Here is a 26,634-nt window from a genome sequence, read left to right as displayed (position 1 = left end):
CAGACCTGCAAACACTCAGAAGAGAAGCCATGCCCCCTTCAATGCCACGTTTCGTGAAACTGCTCGTCCTGGCCCTCGTCCTTGCTCTGAGCACGGGCATGGCCCGGGCGGCGGACAAGACCCTGACCTTCGGCTGGACCGCCTGGTCCGACGCCGAGTTCGTCACCAAGCTGGCGAAGCGGGTCATCGAGGAGCATTACGACTACGACGTGAAGCTGCAGCTCTCTTCCATTGGCGTGCAATATCAGGGCGTCGCCAACGGCGACCTGGACGCCATGTTGATGGCCTGGTTGCCCTCCACCCATGAAAATTACTGGAATAAGGTGAGCGACAAGGTGGTGGATCTGGGGCCGCTGTATGAGGGCGCCCGGCTGGGTTGGGCGGTGCCGGACTACATCCCCAAGGCCGAGTTGTCCTCCATCGAGGATCTGAAAAAGCCCGAGGTGAAGGCGAAGCTGCGCGGCAGCATCCAGGGCATCGACCCCGGGGCCGGCCTGATGCAGCTTTCCGAGAAGGCCATCGACGACTACGGGCTGGATTACCACCTGCGCTCCGCCAGCGGCGCCGCCATGACCGCCGCCCTGACCCGGGCCATGCGCGACAAGGAATGGGTAGTGGTCACCGCCTGGACACCGCACTGGATGTTCGGCCACTGGAATCTGCGCTTCCTGGATGATCCCAAGGGCAGCCTGGGCGAAGCCGAGCACATCGACGTGCTGGTGCGCAGGGGCTTCAAGGAAGACCACCCGGAGGTGGCCGGTTTCCTGACCCGCATGCGGTTGCCGCTGGATGAGTTGCAGGAGGCCATGGACGAGGCTCAGGAAACCAGCTACGAAGAGGCCATCGATCACTACCTCGCCGATCACCAGGATCGCATCAACGAGTGGCTCGGCCAGTAGTTACCACCATCACCGCCTGGCCGGCATTGATCTGCTGGCCTTCCTGGCGGGCGACGTGGATCACCTTGCCGGCCTCCGGCGCGGCGATCTCGATTTCCATTTTCATCGATTCCAGAATCGCCACGGTCTGGCCCTCTTCCACGGTGTCGCCCTGGGCCACCAGCAGCTTCCAGATATTGCCCGCGGTGGGTGCTTCCACCGGGGTGCCCTCCGGCAGGCTGTCGCCTTCGTCGGCGTTCAGATCCTGCTGGCTCTCGAAGTGCATCTGGCCGTTTGCTTCCCAGCGCCGAAGCTCCTCGTCGAAGGCGGCGTTGCGGGCCTCGGTGAACGCCTCGATGGAGGTCGCGTTGTGCTCCAGGAAGCGCTGGTACTCGCCCAGGTTGAAGGTGGTTTCCTCCACCTTGAACGGGTAGCGACCCTTGGGGAAATCCCGGCGAATGCGCTTGAGCTCCTCGGCGCTCACCTCGTAGAACCGTATCTGATCGAAGAAACGCAGTAGCCAGGGCCGGGTGAACGCCTCGGTGCGCTGGTAGCGGTTCCACATCTGGAAGGTGCGGCCCACGAACTGGTAGCCGCCGGGGCCTTCCATGCCGTACACGCACAGATAGGAACCGCCGATGCCCACCGAGTTTTCCGCCGTCCAGGTGCGCGCCGGATTGTACTTGGTGGTCACCAGCCGGTGTCGGGGGTCATAAGGGGTGGCCACCGGCGCGCCCAGATAGACATCGCCCAGGCCCATGACCACATAGCTGGCCTCGAACAGGATGCGCTTTACCTCGTCGATGCTGTCCAGGCCGTTGATACGGCGGATGAACTCGATGTTGCTGGGGCACCAGGGGGCGTCCTTGCGTACCGACTGCATGTACTTCTCGATGGCCAGCCGGCAGGCCTCGTCGTCCCAGCTCAGAGGCAGGTGGACGACGCGCGAGGGCACTTCCAGGTCGTCCTGCTTGTCCAGGGTCAACTCGGCGCTCTTCAGCAGCGCAAGCAGATCGCCCCGGGGCAGCACCGTCGGATCGAAGTGCACCTGCAGGGAACGGATGCCCGGGGTCAGCTCCAGGATGCCGTCCGGGGCCTTGTCCTCCAGCCATAGCATCAGGGCGTGGGCGCGCAGCCGCAGCCGCAGGTCCAGCTCCAGGGGGCCGTATTCCACCAGCACATAGCGGTCGCCGGCGGCCCGGTAGACCACCTCCGGCCCGTCCGCCTGCTCCTCCAGGCGGTCCAGAATCGGTGAGCCCAATGGCGCCGGGGGCACGCTCAGCGTCGGCGCTTTCGGCGTCGCCAGGCAGGCGTCCTGCTCGGCGGCCAGCCGGTCAGCGTCCTCCAGGCTCACCGGTACAAAGCGCAGCCGGTCGCCGGCCTTGAGCTGGCCCAGCTTCCAGCGGTCCGCGGCGATCACCGTGGCCGGGCACACGAAGCCGCCCAGGGAGGGGCCGTCCGGGCCCAGGATCACCGGCATGTCGCCGGTGAAGTCCACGGTGCCCACCGCGTAGGCGTTATCGTGGATGTTGGACGGGTGCATGCCCGCCTCGCCGCCGTCCCGGCGCGCCCATTCCGGCTTCGGGCCCACCAGGCGGATGCCGGTGCGGCTGGAGTTGTAATGCACCTGCCAGTCGGCGCTGAAGAAGGTCTCGATGTCGTGGTCGGTGAAGAAGTCCGGCGCGCCGTGGGGGCCGTAGATCACGCGCAGTTCCCAGTGCTCGCCCAGGGTCGGCGCCAGACCCTCGGGCAGGGCCATGTCCCCGGCTGGCGCCGGCTCGGCGTCGCTCAGGTGCAGCACGTCGCCGGTGCGCAGGGCGCGGCCGCCATGGCCGCCGAACTGGCCCAGGGTGAAGGTGGCGCGGGAGCCCAGGTAGGGCTGGCACTGGATGCCGCCGGCCACCGCCAGGTAGGCGCGGGCGCCGCGACCGTCGGCCTTGCCGAGCTTCAGGGTCTGGCCGGCCGCCACCGGGATCGCCCGGTGCGTGGGCACCGGCTCATTGTCCAGGGTGGCGCCCATGTCGGCGCCGGTAAGGGCGACGCGGGTGTCGCTGTTGAAGCGCAGGGTGGGGCCGTTGAGGGTGAACTCCAGGCCGGCGGCGTCCTCGTCGTTACCCAGCAGCCGGTTGCCAAGGCGGAAACTGAGCGCGTCGAACGGGCCGGACGGCGGCACGCCCACCGGCCAGTAGCCCTGTCGGCCGGGGTAATCCTGCACCGTGGTCAGGGTGCCGCCGGCCAGCACGTCCAGGGTGCGCGGCTGGTAACGGAAGTCGTTCAGGTAGCGGGTGGTCATGGCCCCGTCGGCGAACACCGGATCGGCAAGTACCGCGCGCAGGTAGCCCCGGTTGGTCTCGATGCCTTCCACCAGGGTGTCGGCCAGGGCGTCTTCCAAGGCCCGCAGGGCGGCGTCGCGGTCCGCCCGGTGGACGATGATCTTGGCGAGCATGGGGTCATAGTAGGGCGATACCGTCAGTCCGGTCTCGATCCAGTGATCGATGCGCAGGGCGTCGCCGTCCGCCTCGGGAAAATCCACGGTGGTGAGCAGGCCGGCGCTGGGTTGGAAGTCCTTGTTCGGGTCTTCCGCGTACAGGCGCGCCTGGATGGCGTGTCCGCGCGGGCTCAGGTTGCCGCCCAGCTCCGCCAGGGCGGGCAGCTCGCCGGCGGCCAGCCGCACCATCCAGTCCACCAGGTCGACGCCGTAGACCTGCTCGGTGACGCCGTGCTCCACCTGCAGTCGGGTGTTCACCTCCAGGAAGTAAAAGCGGTGGCTGTCCTGATCGAGGATGAATTCCACGGTGCCGGCGTTGCGGTAGCGCACCGCCGCCATCAACCGGCGGGCGGTGTCGTGCAGGGTGGCGCGCACGTCTTCCGGCAGATTCGGCGCCGGGGTTTCCTCGAGGACCTTCTGGTGGCGGCGCTGGGCGGAGCAGTCCCGTTCGCCCAGGGCCAAAGCCTCGCCCTGGCCGTCGCCGAACACCTGCACCTCGATGTGACGGGCGCGCTGGATGTATTTCTCCAGGAACACGCCGTCGTTGGAAAAGTTGTTAGCGCTGAGCCGGCGCACCGTGTCCCAGGCTTTTTCCAGGGTCGCCGGGTCGGCGCAGATCTGCATGCCGATGCCGCCACCGCCGGCGGTGCTCTTGAGCATTACCGGGTAGCCGATGTCGGCGGCGGCGCGGCGGGCGTCCGCCAGGTCTTCAAGCAAGCCGGTGCCGGGCAGCAGCGGCACCTGGCTGTCCTCGGCCAGTTGCCGGGCGGTGTGCTTGAGGCCGAAGTCGCGCATTTGCGCGGCGGTGGGGCCGATAAAGGCGATGCCGTTGGCCTCGCAGCGTTCCACGAAGTCCGGGTTCTCGCTGAGAAAGCCGTAGCCGGGGTGCACGGCATCGATGCCGTGTTCCGCCATCAGCGCGAACAGTTTGTCCTGGTCCAGATAGGTTTGCGCGGCGTTGCCGTCGCCCAGGCTCAGGGCTTCATCGGCCAGGGCCACATGGCGGGAGTCGGCGTCCGCTTCCGCGTAGACGGCCACGCTGGTCACGCCCAGCGCGCGCAGGGTGCGAATAATGCGGGTGGCGATGGCGCCCCGGTTGGCGATCAGTACCTTGTTGAACATGGCTTGGCACTCGTCCGGTTGGCGGGCCGTCCCGCCGTGGTTGCGATTCACCGGGGTCGTCCCCGGCGCGGCGCGGGAGCGCCGTTCAGTGCCAGATCAGCACTTCGATGGGCGTCGGGTCGTAGCCGTTGCACGGGTTGTTGAGCTGCGGGCAGTTGGAAATCAGCACGGTGATGTTCATCAAGGCCTTCATTTCCACGTACTTGCCCGGCGCCGAGATGCCGTCCTCGAAGGTCAGGCCGCCCTTGGCGGTGACCGGCACGTTCATGAAGAAATTGATGTTGTGGGCAATGTCGCGCTTGCTCAGCCCGTATTCTTCATTCTCGTTGATCGCCAGCATCCAGCTGTCCCGGCAAGCGTGCATGCAGCGCTTTTTCAGGTCGTAGCGCACCGTATTGCTTTCCGTGGCGCAGGCGCCGCCCAGGGTATCGTGGCGGCCGCAGGTGTCGGCGGTGATTTCCAGCATCGGGTTGTTGCGGTTGGAGCGCAGCACGCTGCCGGCGGTGAGGTAGACGTTGCCCTGTTCGCGCACCGTGTCCATGGCGCTGTAGCGCTCGGCGGGATCGTCGGCGTTGTAGAACAGGGTATCCGCGGCCTGGTTGCCCTCCAGGTCGAGAATGCGCAGGGTCTCGCCGGCGCGCAGCACTTTCAGGAAGTAGTCGCCGGCGGGCACCACTTCACGGAACGCGGCCTGTTCGGGTTGCAGTTGGCTCTCTTTGATCATGGGGCTCTCCGTCAGGCGCCGAGGTAGTACAGGCGGTTGTTCTCGAAGGCGCGGGCGTTTTCCGGACGGAAGTTGAGGCAGTAGTCGTCCTCGGTGACCGGGTCCGCCTTGAACATTTCGATGCGCACCTTCTTTTTCGGGTACTCCGGCGCCGGGTTCAGCGGGTGCGGGCAGGTGTGCATCAGCACCAGGGTGTCCATCTCGAAGCGCAGGGTGACGGTGGCGCCGGCTTTCGCCGCGCTGGGGTCGAAGCACAGCGCGCCGTCGTCGCCGCTGGCCACCTTGCTGAACAGGTTCAGGTTGGCGGCCAGGTCTCGCTCGGTGAGGCCGTATTTGGCCATCTCCACGAGAAAACTGTCGTGGCCGCTCAGGTACCAGCCGTTGCGGTATTGCTGGTAGCCGTGCTCGCCGTATTTCTGCTTCAGGGTGTCCGGGTGCAGGTTGCCGCACACGGTGTCGTGCCAGCCGAAATCGTCCTCGACGATGGAGGCGAATACCCGGCCCATGTCGGAATACAGGCAATGGCCCCGGGTCAGCTTGAAGGTGTGCTGGCCCTTGAGGGTGTCCGGCGCGTTGTAGCGCTCCAGTTTCTCTTCCGGGTTATAGAACAGCATGCCCACGTTGGCGCCGCCGTCCACGTCGGTGAGGCGCAGGGCGGTGCCGCGCCGCATCCGGAAGGACCAGTGCGCGCCGCCGGGCATGGTGTACTCGTACAGCGGTTCGGTCATCGGGGTGCTCCTTCGAGTAAGCGGGACGTGTTATTCACGTTTTGCGAAATGGATTGCAGGGTGCCCTTGTCGCTGTCGCCCACGGGCAGGTCGTAGGTGATGCGCGCGCCATAGCTTTCCGGGGTTTGCGGGTCCAGGCGGTCCTTGTCGAACACCCACAGCCGGGTGCCCAGATAGAAGCCCTCGGCCAGGTCATGGGTGATCATGAACACGGTCAGTGCCTGTTCCCGCCACAGCTTCAGGACCAGTTGGTGCATGTCCCTGCGGATGCCCGGGTCCAGGGCGCCGAACGGTTCGTCCAGCAGCAGGATGCGCGGCTTCTTGATCAGCGCCTGGGCCAGGGCCAGACGCTGCTGCATGCCGCCGGACAACTCGTGGGGGTATTTGTCCAGGGCGGCGCCCAGGCCCACGGATTCCAGCATCGCCACGGCCTGCTCGCGCAGCCGCTTGCGGGTGGCGCCGAAGGCGCGGCCCAGCCAGCGGCTGGTTTCCAGCTCACCGCACAGCATCACGTTGGCGAGGGCGTTCAGGTGCGGCAGCACCGAGTAGCGCTGGAACACGATGCCACGGCTTTCGTCCGGCTCGTCCGGGATCGGCTTGCCGTCCAGCAGCAGCTGGCCCCGGGTCGGGGTCTCGGTGCCCAGCAGCAGCTTCAGGAAGGTGGTCTTGCCGCAGCCGGAGGCGCCGACGACGGTGACGAACTCGCCTTCCTCCACTTCGGCGTTGAGGCGCTCCAGCACCACCTGGTCGCCGTATTCCTTCCACAGATTCTTCAGTTCAATGGTGGCCATGGTTCCTCCTTACCCCGCCTGGTGGAACCAGGGGTAGCGCCAGCGTGAGTAGCGGGCCAGCGCGAAATCGATGGCGAACGCCAGGAAGGTGATCCAGACCACGTAGGGCAGGATCACGTCCATGGCCAGATAGCGCCGTACCAGGAAGATGCGGTAGCCCAGCCCCTCGGTGGCGGCGATCGCTTCGGCGGCGATCAGGAACAGCCAGGCGGAGCCCAGCGACAGGCGCACCGCGCCGATCAGACGCGGCATCACCTGGGGCCACACCAGGCGCAGGATGATCTGCCAGGTGTTGGCGCCCAGGGTCTGCATCTTGATCAACTGCTCGGTGGGGATCTCCTCGGCCCGCTGTTGTAAATCGCGGATCAGGAACGGGGTGATGCCGATGATGATGAGCATCACCTTGGCCAGCTCGCCCAGGCCGAACACGATGAACAGGATCGGCAGGATCGCCAGCGGCGGCACCAGGGAGAGGCCGGTGACCAGCGGCGAGATGCCGGCCCGGAACAGGGGCAGGGCACCGGTGACGATGCCGAACACCAGCCCCAGGGTGGCGCTGATCACCACGCCGATGCCGAGCCTTTCCAGGCTCGCCAGGGTGTCCACCCAGAGCAGGTATTCACCGCTGCGTTTGCTGGGCTCGAAGGCCATGCGCTGAATGGCGTCCACGAAGCTGGCCAGATCCGGCAGCAGCTTGTCGTTGGGGTTGGCCGCCAGGCGCGCGTCCGAGGCCACCAGGTAGAGCACCACCAGCACCACGAAGGGCAGCAGGCCCAGGGCCCAGCGGCCCACCGGGCCGGCTTGACGGTTGATCAGCTTCTTCATGACGGCTCCCGGCCGGCGTTATGGATCAAAGCGCGCCGTCGGCGGCCATCTTCATGTAGGTGGGGTCGAAGCGCAGCTTCACGTTGCCTTCGCTGCCGAACACGCCGGAGGGTGTTTCCACGCCCACGAAGCCGGCGTCCGGGGCGCCTTCGCCCAGCAGGCCATGCTCGAAGGAGAACTCCGCCACCCGTTGCATGGTGGTTTTCACGTCCGGGCTGTTGACGAATTCCACCGCGTCGGCGGGTTCATAGAACATGCGGGTGGCTTTCAGTTGGGCTTCGAAACCGGCCTGGTCGGTGCCGGCGATCTCGCCCATGGCGGTGCGCGCCTGCTTGCCGGTTTCCCCCTGGTCGCGCATGTTTTCCATGATCTCGTACCAGGCACCGGCCAGGGCCTTGCCCAGTTTCGGGTTGGCTTTGAGGGTGTCGGTGTTGACCACCATCAGGTCGATGATTTCACCGGGGATTTGCGAGGAGTCGAACACCAGGTGGGCATCGGGCTGTTCGGTGATGGCACTCAGCAAGGGGTTCCAGGTGACCACGGCGCTCACGTCATCGGTCTGGTAGGCGGCGACCAGATCGGCGTCGGACGTATTGACCACGTCCACGTCGCGCTCGCTCAGGCCCACGGTTTCCAGGGCACGGGCCAGCAGATAGTGGGAAACGGAAAGCTCCACCAGATTGACATTCTGGCCTTTGATGTCCGCCAGTTTGCTTTTGTCCTTGAGGATGATGCCGTCGTTGCCGTCGGAGAAGTCACCGACGATCAGGGCGGTGGTATCCACGCCGCCGGCGGCGGGAATGGTCAGCGCATCCATGTTGGTCATGGTGCAGCCGTCGTACTGGCCGGCGGTGTACTGGTTGATGGATTCGATGTAGTCGTTGATTTGCACCACGTCGATGCTGATGTCGTACTTGTCCGCCCATTTGTCGACGATGCCCTGGGCGTCGCCGTACTCCCAGGGAATCCAGCCCACATAGATGGACCAGCAGACTTTGAAGTCGTCGCGTTCAGCGGCGGCCAGGGCCGGTTTGGGGAGGGCGGAGAGCGCCAGCAGCGCGGCCGCGGAGAGGCAAGCAGTCAGAATACGGGTCATGTCGACCTCCTTCAGGCTATGACGGTGAGGAATCCAATGACACGGTCGTCATGGTGTCCTCCCGGGCTTTTGTCCCGCCGTGTAACCTTGCTAGAAGGTCGATCGCTCTCGGACCAGTCGTGGGCGAAGCCCACCGGAACCCTAGCGATCCATTTTTCCGAATTGTCCGGGTCGTGATGGCGACAGTGCCATTCGATTCCTGTGATTTAGCGGAGCAAGTCCGGTGCCAGGATCGGCAAGTGGCTGTTTTGCAAGGGATCGCCCCGGTCGGGGCAGGGGAGGAAGGGCTAAAACGGGGCGCCGGGTGGTGCCATTGTGGTGCGCGGCGCCCCTTTTTGGGGCGCGGCCGGTGGGGCAGGGTTGTGCCATTCAGGGTTGTTCAATGAAGTCCATCAGCGCTTGCCAGCTGATCAGGTCGGCTTGCCGGTCGTAGGCCAGCGGCAGCTCGAAACGCTGGCCCAGCTGGTCGGCCCGCGGGTTGGTGAAGCCATGTTGGGCGCCGGGAAAACTGAGCAGTTGAAAGTCCACGCCGGCGTCGGTCATTTCCTTCACCAGGGCGGTCACCTGATCGGCGGGCACCATGGGGTCGGCCTGGCCGGTGGCCACCAGAACCCGCGCCTGGACATCGCCGGCGGTGGCGCGCTTCTCGGTGCCCAGCGTGCCGTGGAAGCTGGCCACGCCGGCCAGATCGTTGCCGCGCCGGGCCTGTTCCAGCACCACGCCGCCACCGAAGCAGTAACCCACCGCGAAGATGCGATCATTGTCCACGTATTGCTGGTCGCGCAGCAGTTTCTTGGCGGCGTTGAAGCGGGCGGTGGTCTTTTCCGGGTTGGCCAGCGCCTCCTGCATGAAGGTCTTGGCGTCGTTCGGGTGGCCGGCCACCTTGCCCTTGTCATAGAGGTTCACGGCAATCGCCACATAGCCCTCATCGGCCAGCAGCCGGGCCCGGTTACGGGCATAGTCATTCAGGCCCCACCACTCATGCACCACGATCACGCCGGCGGTGGTCCGGTCCAGGTCGTCGTCCATGTAGAGCACGCCGTCGCCGACGCCGCCGGGCAGGGTGACCGCCTGTTCCAACACCTCGGCGGTGGCGCTGCCGGCCCACAACAGCAAACAGATCAAAGCGCTCAAGCGTTTCATGAGGGGTTCCTTCTACTCGGAATGGAGTTGTCTTGAATCAGTCGTCCCAGACCCAGCGCAGCGGCTCACCGAAATCGTCGTAGATCAGGCGGCGGCGCGGGCCGGCCTGCCGGGACGGGCGGCGCTTGCCGTGCTTCTTGCGCGCATCGATGGCCGCCGCCAACTGCGACAGGTCCGTGCGCGTGGCACGCGGTGTCTGGGCGAAGGGGAAGGCACGCCGTTGCCGGGGCTGGTCCGGGTTGTCGCCGGACGTGCCGCTGGGCACTTCCTCGATGCGTCCACCCCGGGAAAGGAACCGCTCCATATCCCGCCGCAGGCGCTGGCGTTGCTGTTCCTTACTGTTGCGGACTTTCATCGGACTGGCGATTACCGGTATTGAACCTGACACCATAGCAGCGCCGGCACGGCGCCGCCAGATGTCAGCGCAGCGCCGCCTGGACCGCCGCCTCCAGCTCGCCGCCCCGGGGCTTGGCGGAGGACGGGAAGTGGCGAAGCACCTCGCCGTCCCGGTTTACCAGGTATTTGTTGAAATTCCATTCCGGCTCGCCGGCGGCGCGATTGAGTGCCTGGAACACCGGATTGGCGTCCGGCCCGCGCACCGGGGAAGTGGCCATCATGGGGAAGGTCACGCCGTAGTTCACGTAGCAGACCTTGGCGGTGGCGCCTTCATCGTCCAGTTCCTGGCGAAAAGCGTCGGAGGGGAAACCCAGCACCACCAGTCCCTGATCCCGATACGTCTTGTAGAGCGCTTCCAGGCCCTTGAACTGGGGCGTGAACCCGCACTGGCTGGCGGTATTCACCACCAGCACCACCTTGCCGGCGGTCAGGGCGCAGAGATCCACGTCCTCCTTGCTGTGCAGCTTGCGCGCTTCATGCTGAAACAGGGCGGGGCAGGCGGCTTCGCCGTCGGCGGCGCGGGCCGGGCCGCCGAGCAGCAGACTGCCCAGGCCCAGGGCGCAGGCAAGGATGAAACGTAGCGGGCTCATCGGCTGTTCCTCTGATGGATCACGGGAGCATCACTATCGGACGCCGCCGGTCAAGGCGGCGCCAAGGGGGTCACAGCGGGGTGCGCGGGCCCTCGGGGATGGCGGCCTTGCCCTCACCGCCGCCGGCGCGCAGCGGGTTGCAGTCCTTGAGCACCACCTGGCCTTCCAGCATGTTGCCCCGGGAGTATTCGCGGAAGATGCAGCGGTTGGTCTCCGGATCGTAATTCTCGATCCAGAGGTTGTCGCCTTTCCAGGTGGCGGCGATGTGCTGCTGGCCCGCCGGAATGGTCAGGGTCATGGTGCCCCCCAGGCGCTTGACGAAAATCTGCTCCAGCCAGAAATAGTAGAGCAGGGTGCCCGCCAGCCACAGGATCGCGGCGATGATCAGCGCCGGCTTCCATTTGCCCATGCGCACGCCGACGCCGAACAGCACCAGGAAAATGGCCACCGCCACCAGGAACCAGTACAAATAGGTGATCATGCGAAACTCCCTGTTTCAGGCTATTGTTGTGTCGCTTCAGTACCGCCGATGATGATAGCAACTTGAACGCAAGAGGATGTAAAACCGTGAAACAGGGCAGCGACTGGTGGGTGTATATGCTGCGCTGCGCGGATGGCTCCCTATATACCGGCGTCACCACCGACGTGCTGCGGCGCTGGAACGAACACAACGACGGCCCGCGCGGCGCCCGCTACACTCGCGCCCGGCGGCCGGTAGCCCTGGTGCTGTGCGTGGAGGTCCCGGACCGGGCCCGCGCCGGTCGCCTGGAGGCGCGCCTCAAGGCGTTGCCCCGGGCCCGCAAGGAACGTTTGATCCGTGCCGTTACCGCCGGCGCATCCAGGCCGGTTGCCAACGGCGCCGGGAATTGCTTGACTGCCGACACTTCCAAACAGGAGACCCTTACATGAAGCTTTGGCGTGCCTTCGTGCTGATGTGGCTGGCCATGACCCTGGCCGGCTGTGGTATCAACACCATTCCCACCTACGACGAGCAGGTCAAGGCGGCCTGGGCGCAGGTGCAGAACCAGTATCAGCGCCGCGCCGATCTGGTGCCCAACCTGGTCAACACCGTGCAGGGGTTCGCCGATCAGGAGCGCGAGGTACTGGTGGCGGTCACCGAGGCCCGCGCCAAGGTGGGCTCGATCCAGGCCGGCGAGGACATCCTCGACAACCCGGAGAAGTTCAAGCAGTTCGAGCAAGCCCAGAGCCAGCTTGGCTCCGCCCTGCAGCGGCTGATGGTGGTGGTGGAACGCTACCCGGAGCTGAAATCCAACCAGAATTTCCTGGCCCTGCAATCGCAGCTGGAAGGCACCGAAAACCGCATCGCGGTGGCTCGCCGGGATTACATCGAGGCGGTGCGTAAGTACAACACCGAAATTCGCACCTTCCCCGGTCGCATCTGGCACAGCCTGCTGTACAGCGAGCTGGAGCAGCGCGAGAACTTTGAAGCCACCACGGAAAACGCCGAGCAGGCGCCGACCGTCAACTTCGAGTAAATCATGACCCTGATACGACACGGCGGTCTGGCCGCCCTGCTGTGGCTGATGGCGGCCAGCGTCTGGGCCGCCCCGCAGTTTCCCGAGCTCACCGGTCGGGTGGTGGACAACGCCAACCTGCTCAACCCCACCGAGGAGCAGGCCCTGGCCGACAAGCTCGCCACCGAGGAGCAGCAAAGCTCCAACCAGGTGGTGGTGGTCACCATCCCCGACCTGCAGGGCTATCCCATTGAGGAGTACGGCTACCAGCTTGGTCGGGAATGGGGTATTGGCCAGGAAGGCAAGGACAACGGCGTGCTGCTGATCGTCGCCCCCAATGAGCGCCGCCTGCGCATCGAAGTGGGCTATGGCCTGGAAGGCGCCCTCACCGACGCCCTTTCCGCCACCATCATTCAGAATGAGATCCGCCCCGCCTTCCGTCGCGGTGACTTCGCCGGCGGCATCAGCGCCGGCGTCGACGCCATCCTCGCCGCCATCCAGGGCGAGTACCAGGCGCCACCGCCGGCCAAACGCATTCATGTCAGTGGCGGGCTCACCACGCTGCTCTATCTGATTGGCCTGGTGGTGATCACCATCTTGTTCACCTTCGGCGCCATGGGCGGCGGCGGTGGCCGTGGCCGGGGTGGCGGCGCCATGTTCCTGCCCATGGGCACCGGTGGCTTCGGTGGCGGCGGTGGGGGTGGATTCAGCGGTGGCGGCGGCTTCGGTGGAGGCGGCGGCGGTTTTGGGGGCGGCGGCGCCTCGGGAGGCTGGTAATGCTATTGAATGAAGAGAACCAAAAGCGGGTGGCCCGCGCCATCGCGGCCATTGAGAAGGACACCGACGCCGAGCTGGTCACCGTGCTGGCCCGGCAGGCCGACGACTACCGCTACATCCCCCTGATGTGGGCGGCGCTGCTCTCCCTGCTGGTGCCCCTGGTGCTGGCGTTCCTGCCGATCTGGCTCAGCGCCCTGGAAACCCTGCTCGCCCAATGGACCGTGCTGGTGGCGCTGGCGCTGCTGTTCCGCTGGCCGCCGCTGATGATGGCCCTGGTGCCGCGCCGGGTGAAGCAATGGCGCGCCGCCAACCTGGCCCGCCGCACCTTCCTCGACCAGGGCCTGCACCACACCAAGGATGGCACCGGGCTGCTGATCTTCGTCAGCGAGGCGGAGCACTACGTGGAAATCCTCGCCGACCGGGGCATCGCCGCCCGGGTGCCGGACGAACGCTGGAAATCCATCGTCGACACCTTCACCGGCCACGTGAAGCAAGGCGAGGTGCTCAACGGCTTCCTGGAATGCATCGCCTCCTGCGGCGACGAACTGATCACCAAACTCCCCGCCACCGAACAGAAGAACGAACTGCCCAATCACCTGGTTATGCTCTGACGCGGTGCCTTCGGCATCGCGACTGAAGTCGCTCCTACCGCGGAAACCCACGGAGATAACCCCCATCGGTTGGTTCTACTCCGTAGGAGCGGCTTCAGTCGCGATCAAAAGCTTGAACGGGCAGGCCGCCCTGCGCCGGCCCCAGCAAAAAAAAGCGGGGTCGGCCAACGGAACGGGAACGCGGCTCCGCAAACGAAAAAGGCCGCCCGAGGGCGGCCTTCCTGAAGAGTGGTAGGAAGGGGCGGACTTGAACGGGCAGGCCACCCTGCGCCGACCCCAGCACATAAAAAGCGGGGTCGGCCAACGGAACGGGAACGCGGCTCCGCAAACGAAAAAGGCCGCCGGAGGGCGGCCTTCCTGAAGAGTGGTAGCAAGGGGCGGACTTGAACGGGCAGGCCACCCTGCGCCGATCCCAGCAAAAAAAGCGGGGTCGGCCAACGGAACGGGAACGCGGCTCCGCAAACGAAAAAGGCCGCCCGAGGGCGGCCTTCCTGAAGAGTGGTAGCAAGGGGCGGACTTGAACCGCCGACCCCAGCATTATGAGTGCTGTGCTCTAACCAGCTGAGCTACCTTGCCACAGAGGCCGCGAATTGTCCGCGAGCGCCCCGCGCCTGTCAAGGCGGGGAACCCACACCGGGGATTGAGCGTCCATTTCTTGCACACTGGGAATTTACTTGATAATGATTATCAATTATTGTTCCGGTAATACTTGACCGATTTAGTTGGTTTTCACTAGTCTATCACCGTAATCACGTACCAAAGGTGTGGGTATGCGTCTGACCACCAAGGGCCGCTATGCGGTGACCGCGATGCTGGATCTGGCTTTGCACGCGGACACCGGCCCCGTCTCCCTGGCTGACATTTCCGACCGTCAGGGAATCTCCATCTCCTATCTGGAGCAGTTGTTCGCCAAGCTGCGTCGCCGCCATCTGGTCACCAGTGTGCGCGGCCCCGGCGGCGGTTACCGGCTGAGCCGTTCCGGTGACGATATCGACGTGGCCGCGGTGATCGCGGCGGTGGACGAGTCCGTGGACGCCACCCGCTGTGGCGGCCAGGGCGACTGCCAGGAGGGCGACATCTGCCTGACCCATCACCTGTGGTGCGACCTCTCCGATCAGATCCAGGATTTTCTGTCCGGCATCACCCTGGGTGAGCTGGTGGCCCGCCATGAGGTGCGGTCCGTGGCTCAGCGTCAGGACGCACGGCAGAACCGGGTTCCGGTGAGCACCCTTTAACCCGTAACCGAATCTTCCCATCATGTCCCAAGCGGTTTATCTGGATTACGCCGCCACCACCCCGGTGGACCCCCGGGTGGTGAAGGCAATGACGGCCTGTCTGGGGCCGGACGACAACTTCGGCAACCCGGCCTCGCGCAGCCACCTGTACGGCTGGCTTGCCGAGGAGGCGGTGGAAAACGCCCGCCGCCAGGTGGCCGACGCCATCAACGCCGACCCCCGCGAGATCGTCTGGACCAGCGGTGCCACCGAGGCCGACAACCTGGCCCTCAAAGGCGTGCTGGAGCAGCGTGGCGGTGGCCATGTGATCACCGCCACCTCCGAGCACAAGGCGGTACTCGATCCCTGCGCCTGGCTGGAGCGCCGGGGCCACCCGGTGACCTGGATCGCCCCGGAGGCGGACGGTCGCGTGGACCCGGCCAAGGTCAAGGCGGCGCTGCGCGAGGACACCGTGCTGGTGTCCATCATGCATGCCAACAACGAGACCGGGGTGATCAACGACATCGCCACTATCGGCGCCCTGTGCCGCGAGCACGGCGCCCTGTTCCACACCGACGCGGCGCAGAGCGCCGGCAAGCTGCCTCTGGACGTGCGCGAGCTGCCCGTGGATCTGGTGTCACTGTGCGCCCACAAGATTTATGGCCCCAAGGGCATCGGCGCGCTTTATGTGCGGCGTCACCCGGATGTCCGGGTGGCGGCCCAGATTCACGGCGGTGGCCACGAGCGCAACATGCGCTCCGGCACCCTGGCCACGCACCAGATCGTGGGCATGGGCGAGGCGCTGGCCCTGGCAATGGCGGAGCGGGACAACGAGCAGGCGCGCCTCGCCGCCCTGCGCGATCGTCTCTATGCGAAGATCGCGGAACTGCCCGGCGTTCATCTCAACGGGCGAGACGCACCTCGCCTGGCCGGTCATCTGAACCTGGCCTTCGAAGGGGTTGATGGCGAGATGCTGCTCACTGCGCTTACCGAGGCGGCGGTGTCCACCGGTTCCGCCTGCACCTCCGCCACCCTGGAGCCCTCCTATGTGCTCAAGGCCATGGGCTTGGCCGACGACCTGGCGCGCAGCGCTCTGCGTTTTTCCGTGGGCCGCTTCACCTCCGAGGCGGACATTGACCGCGTCGGGCAGAACGTGACGGAGGTCGTCACCCGGCTCCGCGAGGCCAGCCGGCACCGCGCCTGAAACCCGCGTCAGCGTCGGGCCGGGCGGTTCCGGCGATTGGCCCGCGCCTTGCTTCCCGCTTCTTGAAACGACAAGGGGAGCGGCGCATGCATGGCGTGATTCTGTATCAGTTCCGGCATTTCGTGACGGACCGTTTCGGCCCTGGTGTTTGGGAGGGAGCGCGCCGTGCCGCGGGGCTGGCGGACCAGGCCCATGCCCCGGTGCGGCTTTATCCGGATGCTCATCTGGAGCGTTTGCTGGTGGCCCTCGAGGATGAAGTGGGCCTGTGCCGGAACGATCTTCTGGAGAGTTTCGGGGCCTGGACCATTCCACCTTTGATCAAGATGTACCGGTCTTTGATTCCCGCCCACTGGGACGCCCGGGATTTCCTGCTCAATCTGGAAGAGCATATCCACGAGAAGCTGGTGAGGCTCAAGGATCCCCAGGCCCAGCCGCCGCGCATCCAGGTGCGGGAGACCGCTCCCGGGGTGCTGGAGCTGTATTATCACTCGCACCGGGATTTGAGCGCTCTGGCGGTGGGGGCGGTGTACGGCGTGGCCGGGTATTTCGGGGAAAAGGCGGAACTGATGGAAAACGAGCCCGTGCGCGGCGGCCACCGGCGGTTCGTGTTCCGGCTGACGCGCGCGGAGAGCCGGCGGCCCTCGCTGACCGCCGTCTAGCAGGCTGCCAGGAGGTCAGGCGGACAGGGCGGCGGCTTCCTGCTTGATGCGGCCGACCATGGACAGCAGACCGTTGCCCCGGGTGGGGCTCAGGTGGCGCAGCAGGTCGATGCGTTCGAAGAAGGCGTCCATGTCGTAGGCGGCCACCTCTTGCGGCGCCTTGCCATTGAGGGCGGTGAGGATGATCGCCGCCAGGCCGCGCACGATCAGGGCATCGGATTCCACCGCCAGATAGAGGATGCCGGCGTCCGCGTCATAGTCGGTGACCAGCCATACCTGGCTCTGGCAACCGCGCACGAAGCGCTCCTCGGTGCGCAGTTCCTCCGGCATGGGCGGCAGTTGCTTGCCCAGGTCGATGATGTAGCGGTAGCGCTCTTCCCAGTCGTCCAGGAATTCCAGGTCCTCGCAAATGTCCTCGGCGGTGACGTCGCGGCCCAGCTTGATGTCGCGGATATTAAACTCGCTCAAAACCCAATGTCTCCGCTTGCACGCAACACGCTCCACGCTCACACGCCGCGTGCTGGCGTGTTGCGTGCAAGCGTGTCGGCGTTTTCAAAACAAGCCCAGTTCGAGCTGGGCTTCCTCGGTCATCATGTCGCGGCTCCAGGGCGGATCGAAGATCAACGCCACTTCCACCGCGTCCACGTTCGGCACCTTGGCCAGTCGGTCCTCCACGTCGCCCACCAGCACCGGGCCCATGCCGCAGTTGGGGGCGGTGAGGGTCATGCGCACCTGCACCACGTTTTTTTCGTCACGGCGGATCACGTCGCAGCCGTACACCAGGCCCAGGTCGACGATGTTCACCGGGATTTCCGGGTCGTAGATGGTGCCCAGCACCTGCTGCAGGTCCTCGTCGCGCACCGAGCCGTCTTCTTCCGGCGCCTCGAAATCCAGCTCCAGCGGAGTCTGGCCGATGGCGTCGGCGTCGGTGCCGTCGATGCGCGCCATGTTGCCGTTGATCGTCACCGTGTAGGTGCCGCCCAAAGCCTGGCGCAGGTTCACGAAACTGTTCTTGTGGATGGTGATGCGGGTGCCGTCCGGCACCAGCCGCGCCGGTACGTCCCGGCTCACCACCACGGTGCGCTGTTCCAAGGTAGAGGGTCCGGTGGCCAAATCAGATCTCGTCCATATCCTCGACGGTGAAGCTCTCGCCGCAGCCGCATTCGCCGGTGGCGTTGGGGTTGCGGAACTTGAACAGGCTGTTGACGCCTTCCTTCACATAGTCGATTTGCAGGCCATTGAGCATGGCCAGCCATTTTTCCGGCACATACAGCACCACGCCGTCCACCTCGAAGCGGCGGTCGCCGTCCTGCGGTCGCTCGACGAAGTTGAGCTCGTACATGTAGCCGGAGCAGCCCGACTCATCCAGGTCCAGGCGGATGCCGCCGGCGTTGGCGCGGGCGATTTCGCGACGGGCCTGATCGCGGGCGGCGTCGGTCATGTGAATCTCGGCCTGGCCGGGTACGAATGTCTGTACGGTCATAGCGTCACCTTGCTGAGTGGCAAGTTGCGGGCGGCCACATAAGGCCGCTGGTTCAAAGAAAAGTCTGAACCTTCTTCAGCGCCTGGAACAAGCTGTCCACCTCTTCCAGGGTATTGTAGATCGAAAACGACGCACGCACCGTGCCGGGAATGCCCAGGCTGTCCATCAGTGGCATGCAGCAATGGTGGCCGGTGCGTACCGCCACGCCCTGCTGGTCGAGCAGGGTGCCCACGTCCGCCGGGTGGGCGCCGTCCAGCAAGAAGGACAGCACGCCCACCTTGGTGGCGGCGTTACCGATGATTTTCAAGCCGTCGAAGGCCCCGGCCTGCTCGGTGGCGGAAGCCAGCAGCGCGTCTTCGTGGGCGCTCAGCGCGGCGCGGTCCTGCTGGCCGAGCCAGCGCACCGCCGCGCCCAGGCCGATTACCCCGGCGATGTTGGGGGTGCCCGGCTCGAACTTGTAGGGCAGCTTGTTCCAGGTGCTTTTCTCGAAGCTCACCGTCTCGATCATCTCGCCGCCGGTTTGGTAGGGCGGCATGGCGTCGAGCAGCTCGCGGCGGCCGTACAGCGCGCCGATGCCGGTGGGGCCGAACAGCTTGTGGCCGGAGCAGGCGTAGAAATCACAGCCCAGCTCACGCACGTCCACCGGGAAATGGGCCACCGCCTGGGCGCCATCCACCAGGGTCACGGCGCCGACGTCGCGGGCCGCTTTCAGCCAGCGTTTCAGCGGGTTCACGGTGCCCAGGCTGTTGGACACATGGGACAGGGCGACAATGCGCGTGCGCTCGTTGAGCAGGTCAAGATAGGCCTGCTCGTCGACGCTGCCGTCCTCGTTGAGCGGCACCACTTTCAGTAGCGCGCCGGTGCGTTCGCAGGCCTGCTGCCAGGGCACGATGTTGGCGTGGTGTTCCAGGGCGGTGATCAGCACTTCATCGCCGGGCTGGAGCTGTTCGCGGCCATGGCTCTGGGCCACTAGGTTGATGCCCTCGGTGGTGCCCTTGGTCCAGATGATTTCCTCGCGGTCGGCGTTGAGGAAATCCGCCACGGTGGCCCGGGCCGCCTCGAACTCGGCGGTGGCCTTGTCGCTCAGGTAGTGGGCGCCACGGTGCACATTGCTGTTGACGCCCTCGTAGTAGGCGGTCACCGCGTCGATCACCGCCCGGGGCTTCTGGGTGGTGGCGGCGTTGTCGAGATACACCAGCGGTTTGCCGTTCACCGTCTGTTCAAGGATCGGGAACTGCGCGCGCAGGGCCTGCACATCGAAGCTCATGCGGCCTCCTCGTCAGCGCCCGGGCGCTGGCCGAGCTCGGCGGCCAGCCAGGGTTGGGCCCAGTCCGCCACGGTCTGGTCCGGCAGGCTCATGATCAGCTCGTTGACGAAGCCCAGGCTGAGCATGCGCTTGGCCTCGGCCAGCGGGATGCCCCGCGACTGCAGGTAGAACTGCTGCAGGGCGTCGAGCTGGCCGACGGTGGCGCCGTGGGCGCATTTGACGTCGTCGTTGTAGATTTCCAGCTCCGGTTTGGTGTCGATCTCCGCGCCGGGGTTGAGCAGCAGGTTCTTGTTGCTCAGTTCCGCCAGGGTGCCCTTGGCGCCCGGGTGGATGTGGATGCGGCCGTTGAGCACGGCGCGGCCCTTCTCTCCGGCCAGCCCCCGGTACACCTGATTGGAGGTGCACTCCGGCACGCGGTGCTCCACGCACAGCTGGTTGTCGATGTGGCTGCGGTCGCGGGCCACGAAGATGCCGTGCATATTCAGCTCGGCGCCGCTCTTGTCCAGGAAGGCGCGCACGTCGTTGCGGCGCAGCCGGTTGCCGGCCATCAACTGGTAGCTGTCGATGCGGCTGACGCCGGTTTGCTGGAACAACAGGGTGCCGATGTGCAGGCTGTCGCCGGCGTCGGCCTGCAGCCGGTAATGGGTCAGCCGGGCGTTGTCGGCGGCCTGGATGGCGGTGACCGCGTTGGTCAGCACCGGCCCGGCGCCCAGGTATTGCTCGATCAGGGTCAGGCGGCTGCCGGCGGCCAGGTTCACTTCCAGCCGGGTATTGCAGTGCGAGGGCGCGTCGCCGGCGCTCACGTGCAGCACCTGGATCGGGGCGGACACATCGGTGTTGGCGGCCACGTCCAGGGTCACCGCGTCTTCCAGGGCGGCGCCGTTGTAAAGGGCGAACGGCGTGGTCAGCCCCTCCAGACGGCTTGCCCGGCGGCCCAGGGAGACGCCCTCGGGCAGGGTGGTGTGGCGTTCATCCAGGCGACCGTTGACCAGCACCAGCCGGTAATCGCTCAGGCGCGGCAGATCCTCCGGCGCGGCGCCTTCGGCGCGGGCCGCCAGGTGGCCGTCGGTGAGCGCGTACAAGGAGGTGTACTTCCAGGCCTCGGTCTTGCGCCCGGGGAAGGCGGCGCCTTCCAGGGCCGCCAGGGCTTCCTGGCGCAGCGGCGCCAGCGCTTCCACCGGCGTTGCCTGGCGGGCGTTTTCCAGAGCCCGGGTCTTAAGGTCCTCGGGCAGGTTCAGGGCGTTGTCGCCACTCATGCCGTCCGGTCCTCTTTATCGTTGCCGCCGTTCTGGTCGTCGGTCAGCCAGCCGTAGCCGTGCTGCTCCAGTTCCAGGGCCAGTTCCTTGCCGCCGGATTTGATGATCCGGCCGCCGGACAGCACATGCACGTGGTCCGGCACGATGTAGTCCAGCAGGCGCTGGTAGTGGGTCACCAGCACGATGCCACGCTCCGGCCCGCGCAGGGAGTTGACCCCCTTGGCCACGGTCTGCAGGGCGTCGATGTCCAGGCCGGAGTCGGTTTCGTCGAGCAGCGCCAGCTTCGGCTCCATCAGCAGCATCTGCATGATTTCGTTGCGCTTTTTCTCGCCGCCGGAAAAGCCCTCGTTGACGCCGCGCTTGAGGAACTGCGGGTCCAGGTCCACCTGCTTGCAGGCCTCGCGGGCCTTGCGCAGCAGGGTCACCGAATCCCACTCTTCCTTGCCCTGGGCGGCGCGGGTGGCTTCCAGGGCCGCCTTCAGGAATTCCATGTTGGAGACGCCGGGGATTTCCACCGGGTACTGGAACGCCAGGAACAGACCCAGCTGCGCTCGCTCTTCGGGCTCCAGCTCCGCCAGGCTTTTCCCTTCGAACAGGGCTTCGCCGCCGGTGATCTCGTAGTTGTCGCGCCCGGCCAGCACATTGGCCAGGGTGGACTTGCCGGAGCCGTTGGGGCCCATGATGGCGTGCACCTCGCCGGGCTTCACGGTGAGGTTCAGGCCCTTGAGGATCGGTTGGCCGGCCACGGAGGCGTGCAGATCGCGAATTTCCAGCATTAATCGACTTCCAGACAATTCATTCAGATTCGTTCAACGGAGGTGGGCCGTTGGCTCAGCCCACCGCTCCTTCCAGGCTCACTTCCAGCAGCTTGCCGGCTTCCACCGCGAACTCCATGGGCAGTTCCTTGAACACTTCCTTGCAGAAGCCGTTCACGATCATGGAAATCGCTTTCTCCGGATCGATGCCGCGCTGCCGGCACAGGAACAGCTGGTCGTCACTCACCTTGGAGGTGGTGGCCTCGTGTTCCACGGTGGCACTGGGGTGCTTGGTCTCGATATAGGGGAAGGTGTGCGCGCCACAGGTATCGCCCAGCAGCAGCGAGTCGCACTGGGTGAAGTTGCGCGCGTTCTCCGCCCGCGGGCCCATGCGCACCAGACCCCGGTAGGCGTTGGAGCTCTTGCCCGCCGAAATGCCCTTGGAAACGATGGTGCTCTTGGTGTTGCGGCCCAGGTGGATCATCTTGGTGCCGGTGTCGGCCTGTTGGGCGTGGCGGGTCAGCGCCACCGAGTAGAACTCGCCCACGGAATGGTCGCCGCGCAGCACCACGGACGGGTACTTCCAGGTGATCGCGGAGCCGGTTTCCACCTGGGTCCAGCTGATCTTGGCGTGGTCGTGGGCGACGCCGCGCTTGGTCACGAAGTTGTAGATGCCGCCCTTGCCGTCCTCGTCGCCGGGGTACCAGTTCTGCACCGTGGAATACTTGATCTCGGCGCCGGGCAGGGCCACCAGCTCCACCACCGCCGCGTGCAGCTGGTTCTCGTCGCGCTGCGGCGCGGTGCAGCCTTCCAGGTAGCTCACGTAGCTGCCCTCGTCGGCGACGATCAGGGTGCGCTCGAACTGGCCGGTGTTGGCCTCGTTGATGCGGAAGTAGGTGGACAGCTCCATGGGGCAGCGCACCCCCTTGGGGATGTAGACAAAGGAGCCATCGGTGAATACCGCGGAGTTGAGGCCGGCGAAGTAGTTGTCGCCTTTGGGGACCACGGAGCCCAGGTACTTCCTGACCAGCTCCGGGTGCTCGCGCACCGCCTCTGAGATCGAGCAGAAGATCACCCCGGCCTCGGCCAGCTTGCTCTTGAAGGTGGTGGCCACGGACACCGAGTCGAACACCGCGTCCACGGCCACGCCGGCGAGCATTTCCTGTTCGTGCAGGGGGATGCCCAGCTTCTTGTAGGTCTCAAGCAGCTCCGGGTCCACCTCATCCAGGCTCTTTGGCCGACCTTCCATGCTTTTCGGCGCGGAATAGTAGGAGATCGCGTTCAAGTCCACCGGCGGGTATTCCACGTGGGCCCAGTTCGGCTCCTGCATGGTCTGCCAGTGGCGGTAGGCTTCCAGGCGCCATTCCAGCAGCCATTCGGGCTCTTCCTTCTTGGCGGAAATAACGCGGATGACGTCCTCGTTGAGGCCCGGGGGCAGGGTGTCGGATTCCACCAGGGTGGTGAAGCCCGCCTCGTACTCGGAGCGGATGACGCGATCCAGTTCGGAATTGTCGAGTTCGGCTTGGCTGCTCATAGTTCGTGGCTCATCGTTGCAAAGTGCCGGTTGCTGCTTAGGTACCGGTCTTCGCGGAATACCATAGTAAATTACTCAGGTATTATAGAGGATAAGGCGGCGAGGGGGAATCCGGTCAGGCACGGCGGTCCGTTAGCGGCGGCCAACGGTATCATATTCGGCCCTTGATGCGTATAATCCGCCGGTTTCAGCGACCCCCAAAGACTTATGCAATTCTGGAGTGATCAGACAGATGGCTGTTGAGCGTACCCTCTCTATTATCAAGCCCGATGCCGTGGCCAAGAACGCGATCGGCGAGATCCTGGGCCGTTTCGAGAAAGCGGGCCTGAAGGTGGTGGCGATGAAAATGCTGCACCTGAGCCGTGAGCAGGCCGAAGGCTTCTACGCCGAGCACAAAGAGCGTCCGTTCTTCGGCGACCTGGTGGCTTTCATGACCAGCGGCCCGGTGACCGTGCAGGTGCTGGAAGGCGAGGACGCGGTGAAGAAAAACCGCGATCTGATGGGCGCCACCAACCCCAAGGATGCCGACGCCGGCACCATTCGCGCGGATTTCGCGGAAACCATCGACGAAAACGCTGTCCATGGTTCTGATTCCACCGAATCCGCCGCCCGCGAAGTGGACTACTTCTTCGCCGACGAGGAAATCTGCCCGCGCACCCGCTAATACGGGTGCCTGGAGGAGACGCATGACCGCCCACGAGGTCCAGACCGACAAGGTGAATCTGCTCGGACTCACACGCCCCGCCATGGAGGAGTTCTTCCTGGCCATGGGCGAGAAGAAGTTCCGTGCCCAGCAGGTACTCAAGTGGATCCACCACCACCAGGTGGACGACTTCGAGCACATGACCGACGTGGGCAAGGCCCTGCGCGAAAAACTCGCCCGCGTGGCCGAGATTCGCGGTCCCGAGGTGCTCCACGAGGGCATCTCCCGGGACGGCACCCGCAAATGGGTGTTCGAGGCCGACAACGGTGGCGCCGTGGAGACCGTGTTCATTCCCGACGGTCGCCGCGGCACCCTGTGCGTGTCCTCCCAGGTGGGCTGCGCCGTGGACTGCAGTTTCTGCTCCACCGGCAAGCAGGGCTTCCAGCGCGACCTGACCAGCGCCGAGATCATCGGCCAGGTATGGCAGGCCAGCCGCTCCTTCGGGCCGCGCAAGAACCTGGGCGAACATCCCATCACCAACGTGGTGATGATGGGCATGGGCGAACCGTTGCTGAACTACGGGCCGGTTCTGGACGCCATGCGCATCATGCGTGACGACCTGGGCTACGGCATCAGCAAACGCCGTATCACCCTGTCCACCTCCGGGGTGATCCCCAAGATTGATCAGCTTAGCGCCGACCTGGATGTGTCCCTGGCGCTGAGTCTGCACGCCCCCAACGACGAGTTGCGCAATGAACTGGTGCCGCTCAACCGCAAGTATCCGCTCAAGGAGCTGATGGCGGCGTGCAAGCGTTACAGCGACAACATCACCCATCGCCACAACACCATCACCATGGAATACGTGATGTTGCGCGATGTGAACGACAAACCGGAGCACGCCCGCCAGCTGGTCAAGCTGCTCAAGGGCATCCCGGTGAAGGTGAACCTGATTCCCTTCAACCCGTTCCCCCATGCCGGCTACGAACGTTCCCGCAAGGCGGACATCCTGGCATTCCACAAATTCCTGAATGACAATGGCGTTCTTACCACGGTGCGCACCACCCGCGGCGACGATATCGACGCGGCCTGCGGCCAGCTGGTGGGCGAGGTGAAGGACCGCACCCGCCGCAGCGAGCGGTGGAAGGCTTCCATTTTCCACCGCGCCGAACAACCGGACAGCAATACAGCGCCCGCGCAATGAGCCCTACGCTTCGACAGTTCGTCCTCATGCTTGTCCTCGCCGCCACCCTGGGCGCTTTGGGCGGGTGCATGACCGTCACCGAAGGGGGCGACCCGAACGAGGTCAACGTGGAGGACGCGGTGGCCACCCGGGTGGCCGCCGGCATGAAGTACCTGCAAATGGGCAACCCCTCCGAGGCGCGGCGTCACTTCTCCCGCGCCCTGTCGCTCGATGGCAACAGCGCCCAGGCACAAAACGCCATGGCCCTTCTGTACAACTACGAGCGCGACCCGGTGCAGGAGGAGTATCACTATAGGCAGGCGCTGCGCGCCGACCGTAATTATTCCCCGGCGCTCAACAACTACGGCACGCTGTTGTTTTCCCAGGGGCGCTATCAGGAAGCCCTGGACAAGTTCAAGCGCGCCGCCCACGACCCGGGCTATGAAGGCCGCGCCAGTGCTTTCAGCAACATGGGCGCCGCCTACAAGGCACTCGGCAAGCCGGAGCAGGCCCGCGAAGCCTATGTCCGTGCCCTGCGCCTGAATCCCCGTGCCAGCGCCGTGCTGCTGGAGCTGGCCCGCCTCTATTACGACGATGGCCGGCCCCGGTTGGGCTGGGACTACTATCGCGACTACGAGCGCCGCGTGCGCCCGCAGAGCGCCGAGGCGTTGTGGGTGGGCATTCGCCTGGCCGCGGCCCTCGGCAAGCGTGATCAGCAATCCAGCTATGAGCTGGCGTTGCAGAATCTCTACCCGGGCAGCCGGGAGTACCGGCTTTGGCAGGATTGGCGTAACGGGCAGGAGGGAGCTCAATGAGCGTGGACGAAGAGGCCATGTTACCCGGCGAGCGTTTGCGCCGGGCCAGGGAAGAGCAGGGTCTGAGTCAGGACGAGGTCTCCAAGCACCTGAGGCTGTCGCTGTCCTACCTGCGGGCCCTGGAGGAAGACGACTACGACCGGCTCCCGGAGCCGCCATTCATCAAGGGCTATTTGCGTAACTATGCCCGCTTTCTGGGGCTCCCCGCCGAGGAACTGGCGCGCCGCTTCCAGCAGGAGGTCGACGCTCTAAGCAGCGCCGAGGACGAGCGCCACCAGGAAGCCCAGGAAGACACGCCGCGCGGTCGGGAGTGGCGCCTGCCGATATTGCTGATCCTGGTGGTGGCGCTGGTGGTGGCTCTGGGCTGGTGGCTGTGGCCCCGGGACGGCGCGGTGCCCGGGGCCTCGGCTCCGGCCGGGGAAGCCGGCGCGCCGGCGTCGGAAAGCGCCCCGGCGGAGGGCGGCACCCCGGAGCCCGCGCTGCCCGAGAACACCGACCCGGTGGCCCCCGCCGACGAGACCCTGGAGCCGCTGCCCGACAACGGCGGCGCCAGCCCGGACGGTGGCGGCCCGGCGCCCTCGCGGCTGCCGGGCTCCATGTCCGACGAGTCCGAACTGGCCGACGCCGGCGCGCCGGATGCCGGTGTCGCCGACACCACCGACGCCGCGCCGCGCCCGGCGGAGGACGGCGTGGACCGCCTGCGCCTCTCTTTCTCCCGGGTCTGCTGGATCAAGGTGGTGGACGCCAGCGGCGCCACCCTCAGCCAGGGGCAGCGCCAGGCCGGTGACAGCGTTACCCTGGAAGGCGAGGCCCCGTTCCGGCTCACCGTGGGTGACGCCGCCGCGGTCTCCTCGGTAAGCGTCAACGGCGAATCCCTCGCCCTGCCCAGCCAGCGCTCCGGCGATGTGGTACGCGTGACCTTGCCCTGAGCGCCCTTGCGCTCGCCACGAGCGCGCCCACATTCCTCACAGCTCGAACGT

29 protein-coding genes, 1 tRNA gene and 1 riboswitch are annotated in these 26,634 nt (G+C 65.7%); of the genes, 12 read left to right on the top strand and 18 right to left on the bottom strand.

All coding sequences use genetic code 11. The features are described 5' to 3' along the window. Window positions 1–29: 29 nt before the first annotated feature. A complete protein-coding gene (locus JF515_RS13475) occupies window positions 30–899 on the top strand; it encodes a glycine betaine ABC transporter substrate-binding protein (RefSeq protein WP_203104948.1) in 870 nt (289 codons plus the stop codon). Here the strand turns inward: JF515_RS13475 and uca are convergent. The 10 genes from uca to JF515_RS13425 all read right to left on the bottom strand — a co-directional run bounded on the left by uca (window position 877) and on the right by JF515_RS13425 (window position 11,262). Further along, window positions 877–4,488: an urea carboxylase gene (gene uca, locus JF515_RS13470; protein ID WP_203104947.1), complete on the bottom strand. Its 3,612-nt coding sequence runs from the start codon at window positions 4,486–4,488 to the stop codon at window positions 877–879. The two genes, JF515_RS13475 and uca, sit on opposite strands and share 23 nt — an antisense overlap. Window positions 4,489–4,573: 85 nt before the next feature. Next, entirely contained in the window at window positions 4,574–5,212 is a 639-nt protein-coding gene (locus JF515_RS13465; RefSeq protein WP_203104946.1) for an urea amidolyase associated protein UAAP2, read from the bottom strand. An 11-nt stretch (window positions 5,213–5,223) separates the two neighbouring features. Continuing rightward, window positions 5,224–5,940, bottom strand: a complete 717-nt coding sequence (locus JF515_RS13460; RefSeq protein ID WP_203104945.1) for an urea amidolyase associated protein UAAP1 — start codon at window positions 5,938–5,940, stop codon at window positions 5,224–5,226. Then, window positions 5,937–6,731, bottom strand: coding sequence for an ABC transporter ATP-binding protein (locus JF515_RS13455; RefSeq protein ID WP_203104944.1), 795 nt, complete (start codon window positions 6,729–6,731; stop codon window positions 5,937–5,939). The genes JF515_RS13460 and JF515_RS13455 overlap by 4 nt, the downstream gene beginning before the upstream one ends. 9 nt (window positions 6,732–6,740) lie before the next feature. Further along, window positions 6,741–7,556, bottom strand: a complete 816-nt coding sequence (locus JF515_RS13450; protein ID WP_203104943.1) for an ABC transporter permease — start codon at window positions 7,554–7,556, stop codon at window positions 6,741–6,743. A gap of 25 nt (window positions 7,557–7,581) precedes the next feature. Further along, entirely contained in the window at window positions 7,582–8,652 is a 1,071-nt protein-coding gene (locus tag JF515_RS13445; RefSeq protein WP_203104942.1) for a putative urea ABC transporter substrate-binding protein, read from the bottom strand. Between the two features lie 56 nt (window positions 8,653–8,708). Further along, a riboswitch (guanidine-I (ykkC/yxkD leader) is annotated at window positions 8,709–8,808 on the bottom strand. Between the two features lie 213 nt (window positions 8,809–9,021). After that, complete coding sequence (locus JF515_RS13440) at window positions 9,022–9,795, bottom strand: dienelactone hydrolase family protein (RefSeq protein WP_203104941.1); 774 nt, start codon at window positions 9,793–9,795, stop codon at window positions 9,022–9,024. A 37-nt stretch (window positions 9,796–9,832) separates the two neighbouring features. Next, complete coding sequence (locus JF515_RS13435; protein WP_203104940.1) at window positions 9,833–10,150, bottom strand: hypothetical protein; 318 nt, start codon at window positions 10,148–10,150, stop codon at window positions 9,833–9,835. Window positions 10,151–10,214: 64 nt separating this feature from the next. Then, window positions 10,215–10,781 (bottom strand): glutathione peroxidase, encoded by a 567-nt coding sequence (locus tag JF515_RS13430; RefSeq protein WP_203104939.1) that lies wholly within the window; start codon window positions 10,779–10,781, stop codon window positions 10,215–10,217. Between the two features lie 70 nt (window positions 10,782–10,851). Then, window positions 10,852–11,262, bottom strand: a complete 411-nt coding sequence (locus JF515_RS13425; protein WP_203104938.1) for a hypothetical protein — start codon at window positions 11,260–11,262, stop codon at window positions 10,852–10,854. Between the two features lie 86 nt (window positions 11,263–11,348). Here JF515_RS13425 and JF515_RS13420 point away from each other — a divergent pair, with 86 nt between their 5' ends. The 4 genes from JF515_RS13420 to JF515_RS13405 are packed head-to-tail and all read left to right on the top strand — an operon-like array spanning window position 11,349 to window position 13,644. Beyond that, on the top strand, window positions 11,349–11,690 hold the full coding sequence (locus JF515_RS13420) for a GIY-YIG nuclease family protein (RefSeq protein ID WP_338015224.1): 342 nt from the start codon (window positions 11,349–11,351) through the stop codon (window positions 11,688–11,690). Further along, on the top strand, window positions 11,687–12,277 hold the full coding sequence (locus JF515_RS13415; RefSeq protein WP_203104937.1) for a LemA family protein: 591 nt from the start codon (window positions 11,687–11,689) through the stop codon (window positions 12,275–12,277). Before JF515_RS13420 ends, JF515_RS13415 begins: the two co-directional genes overlap by 4 nt. A gap of 3 nt (window positions 12,278–12,280) precedes the next feature. After that, window positions 12,281–13,033: a TPM domain-containing protein gene (locus tag JF515_RS13410; protein ID WP_203104936.1), complete on the top strand. Its 753-nt coding sequence runs from the start codon at window positions 12,281–12,283 to the stop codon at window positions 13,031–13,033. Further along, window positions 13,033–13,644, top strand: coding sequence for a TPM domain-containing protein (locus tag JF515_RS13405; protein WP_203104935.1), 612 nt, complete (start codon window positions 13,033–13,035; stop codon window positions 13,642–13,644). The genes JF515_RS13410 and JF515_RS13405 overlap by 1 nt, the downstream gene beginning before the upstream one ends. Window positions 13,645–14,143: 499 nt before the next feature. Here JF515_RS13405 and JF515_RS13400 read toward each other — a convergent pair. Then, a tRNA-Met gene (locus tag JF515_RS13400) sits at window positions 14,144–14,220 on the bottom strand. A 194-nt stretch (window positions 14,221–14,414) separates the two neighbouring features. On the opposite strand from JF515_RS13400, the gene iscR reads away from it, so the two are divergent. From iscR to JF515_RS13385, 3 genes are all read left to right on the top strand, one after another. Next, the gene (gene iscR / locus JF515_RS13395; RefSeq protein WP_203104934.1) at window positions 14,415–14,879 is read left to right on the top strand and encodes a Fe-S cluster assembly transcriptional regulator IscR; all 465 of its coding nucleotides are present in this window, start codon (window positions 14,415–14,417) and stop codon (window positions 14,877–14,879) included. A 22-nt stretch (window positions 14,880–14,901) separates the two neighbouring features. Continuing rightward, window positions 14,902–16,062, top strand: coding sequence for an IscS subfamily cysteine desulfurase (locus JF515_RS13390; protein WP_203104933.1), 1,161 nt, complete (start codon window positions 14,902–14,904; stop codon window positions 16,060–16,062). A gap of 86 nt (window positions 16,063–16,148) precedes the next feature. Further along, on the top strand, window positions 16,149–16,721 hold the full coding sequence (locus JF515_RS13385; protein ID WP_203104932.1) for a heme NO-binding domain-containing protein: 573 nt from the start codon (window positions 16,149–16,151) through the stop codon (window positions 16,719–16,721). Window positions 16,722–16,736: 15 nt separating this feature from the next. On the opposite strand, the gene JF515_RS13380 is transcribed toward JF515_RS13385, so the two are convergent. The 7 genes from JF515_RS13380 to sufB form a co-directional block, all read right to left on the bottom strand. After that, window positions 16,737–17,189: a SufE family protein gene (locus tag JF515_RS13380; protein WP_203104931.1), complete on the bottom strand. Its 453-nt coding sequence runs from the start codon at window positions 17,187–17,189 to the stop codon at window positions 16,737–16,739. Window positions 17,190–17,273: 84 nt separating this feature from the next. After that, entirely contained in the window at window positions 17,274–17,813 is a 540-nt protein-coding gene (sufT, locus tag JF515_RS13375) for a putative Fe-S cluster assembly protein SufT (protein WP_203104930.1), read from the bottom strand. A gap of 22 nt (window positions 17,814–17,835) precedes the next feature. Continuing rightward, window positions 17,836–18,204 carry a HesB/IscA family protein gene (locus JF515_RS13370; RefSeq protein ID WP_203104929.1) on the bottom strand — a complete coding sequence of 123 codons (369 nt, stop codon included), beginning with the start codon at window positions 18,202–18,204 and terminating at the stop codon, window positions 17,836–17,838. A gap of 52 nt (window positions 18,205–18,256) precedes the next feature. After that, window positions 18,257–19,471 (bottom strand): aminotransferase class V-fold PLP-dependent enzyme, encoded by a 1,215-nt coding sequence (locus JF515_RS13365; protein ID WP_203104928.1) that lies wholly within the window; start codon window positions 19,469–19,471, stop codon window positions 18,257–18,259. Beyond that, a complete protein-coding gene (sufD, locus tag JF515_RS13360) occupies window positions 19,468–20,727 on the bottom strand; it encodes a Fe-S cluster assembly protein SufD (protein WP_203104927.1) in 1,260 nt (419 codons plus the stop codon). The genes JF515_RS13365 and sufD overlap by 4 nt, the downstream gene beginning before the upstream one ends. Next, on the bottom strand, window positions 20,724–21,503 hold the full coding sequence (gene sufC / locus JF515_RS13355; RefSeq protein WP_203104926.1) for a Fe-S cluster assembly ATPase SufC: 780 nt from the start codon (window positions 21,501–21,503) through the stop codon (window positions 20,724–20,726). Before sufC ends, sufD begins: the two co-directional genes overlap by 4 nt. 55 nt (window positions 21,504–21,558) lie before the next feature. Then, window positions 21,559–23,016, bottom strand: a complete 1,458-nt coding sequence (gene sufB, locus JF515_RS13350) for a Fe-S cluster assembly protein SufB (RefSeq protein ID WP_203104925.1) — start codon at window positions 23,014–23,016, stop codon at window positions 21,559–21,561. 232 nt (window positions 23,017–23,248) lie between these two features. Between sufB and ndk the strand changes: the two genes are divergently transcribed. Genes ndk through JF515_RS13330 form a run of 4 tightly spaced genes read left to right on the top strand, consistent with a single transcriptional unit; the run spans window position 23,249 to window position 26,583 of the window. Then, the gene (gene ndk, locus JF515_RS13345) at window positions 23,249–23,680 is read left to right on the top strand and encodes a nucleoside-diphosphate kinase (protein WP_203104924.1); all 432 of its coding nucleotides are present in this window, start codon (window positions 23,249–23,251) and stop codon (window positions 23,678–23,680) included. Between the two features lie 22 nt (window positions 23,681–23,702). Further along, window positions 23,703–24,860 (top strand): 23S rRNA (adenine(2503)-C(2))-methyltransferase RlmN, encoded by a 1,158-nt coding sequence (gene rlmN, locus JF515_RS13340; protein WP_203104923.1) that lies wholly within the window; start codon window positions 23,703–23,705, stop codon window positions 24,858–24,860. A 26-nt stretch (window positions 24,861–24,886) separates the two neighbouring features. Next, window positions 24,887–25,654: a type IV pilus biogenesis/stability protein PilW gene (pilW, locus tag JF515_RS13335; protein WP_238401055.1), complete on the top strand. Its 768-nt coding sequence runs from the start codon at window positions 24,887–24,889 to the stop codon at window positions 25,652–25,654. After that, window positions 25,651–26,583: a helix-turn-helix domain-containing protein gene (locus tag JF515_RS13330; protein ID WP_203104921.1), complete on the top strand. Its 933-nt coding sequence runs from the start codon at window positions 25,651–25,653 to the stop codon at window positions 26,581–26,583. Before pilW ends, JF515_RS13330 begins: the two co-directional genes overlap by 4 nt. Window positions 26,584–26,634 lie beyond the last annotated feature (51 nt).

The organism is Alloalcanivorax marinus (assembly GCF_016785095.1).
Classification (GTDB): Bacteria; Pseudomonadota; Gammaproteobacteria; order Pseudomonadales; family Alcanivoracaceae; genus Alloalcanivorax; species Alloalcanivorax marinus_A.
The sequence above is the reverse complement of the archived record's forward strand: the minus strand, read 5'-3'. Positions and strand labels throughout refer to the sequence as shown.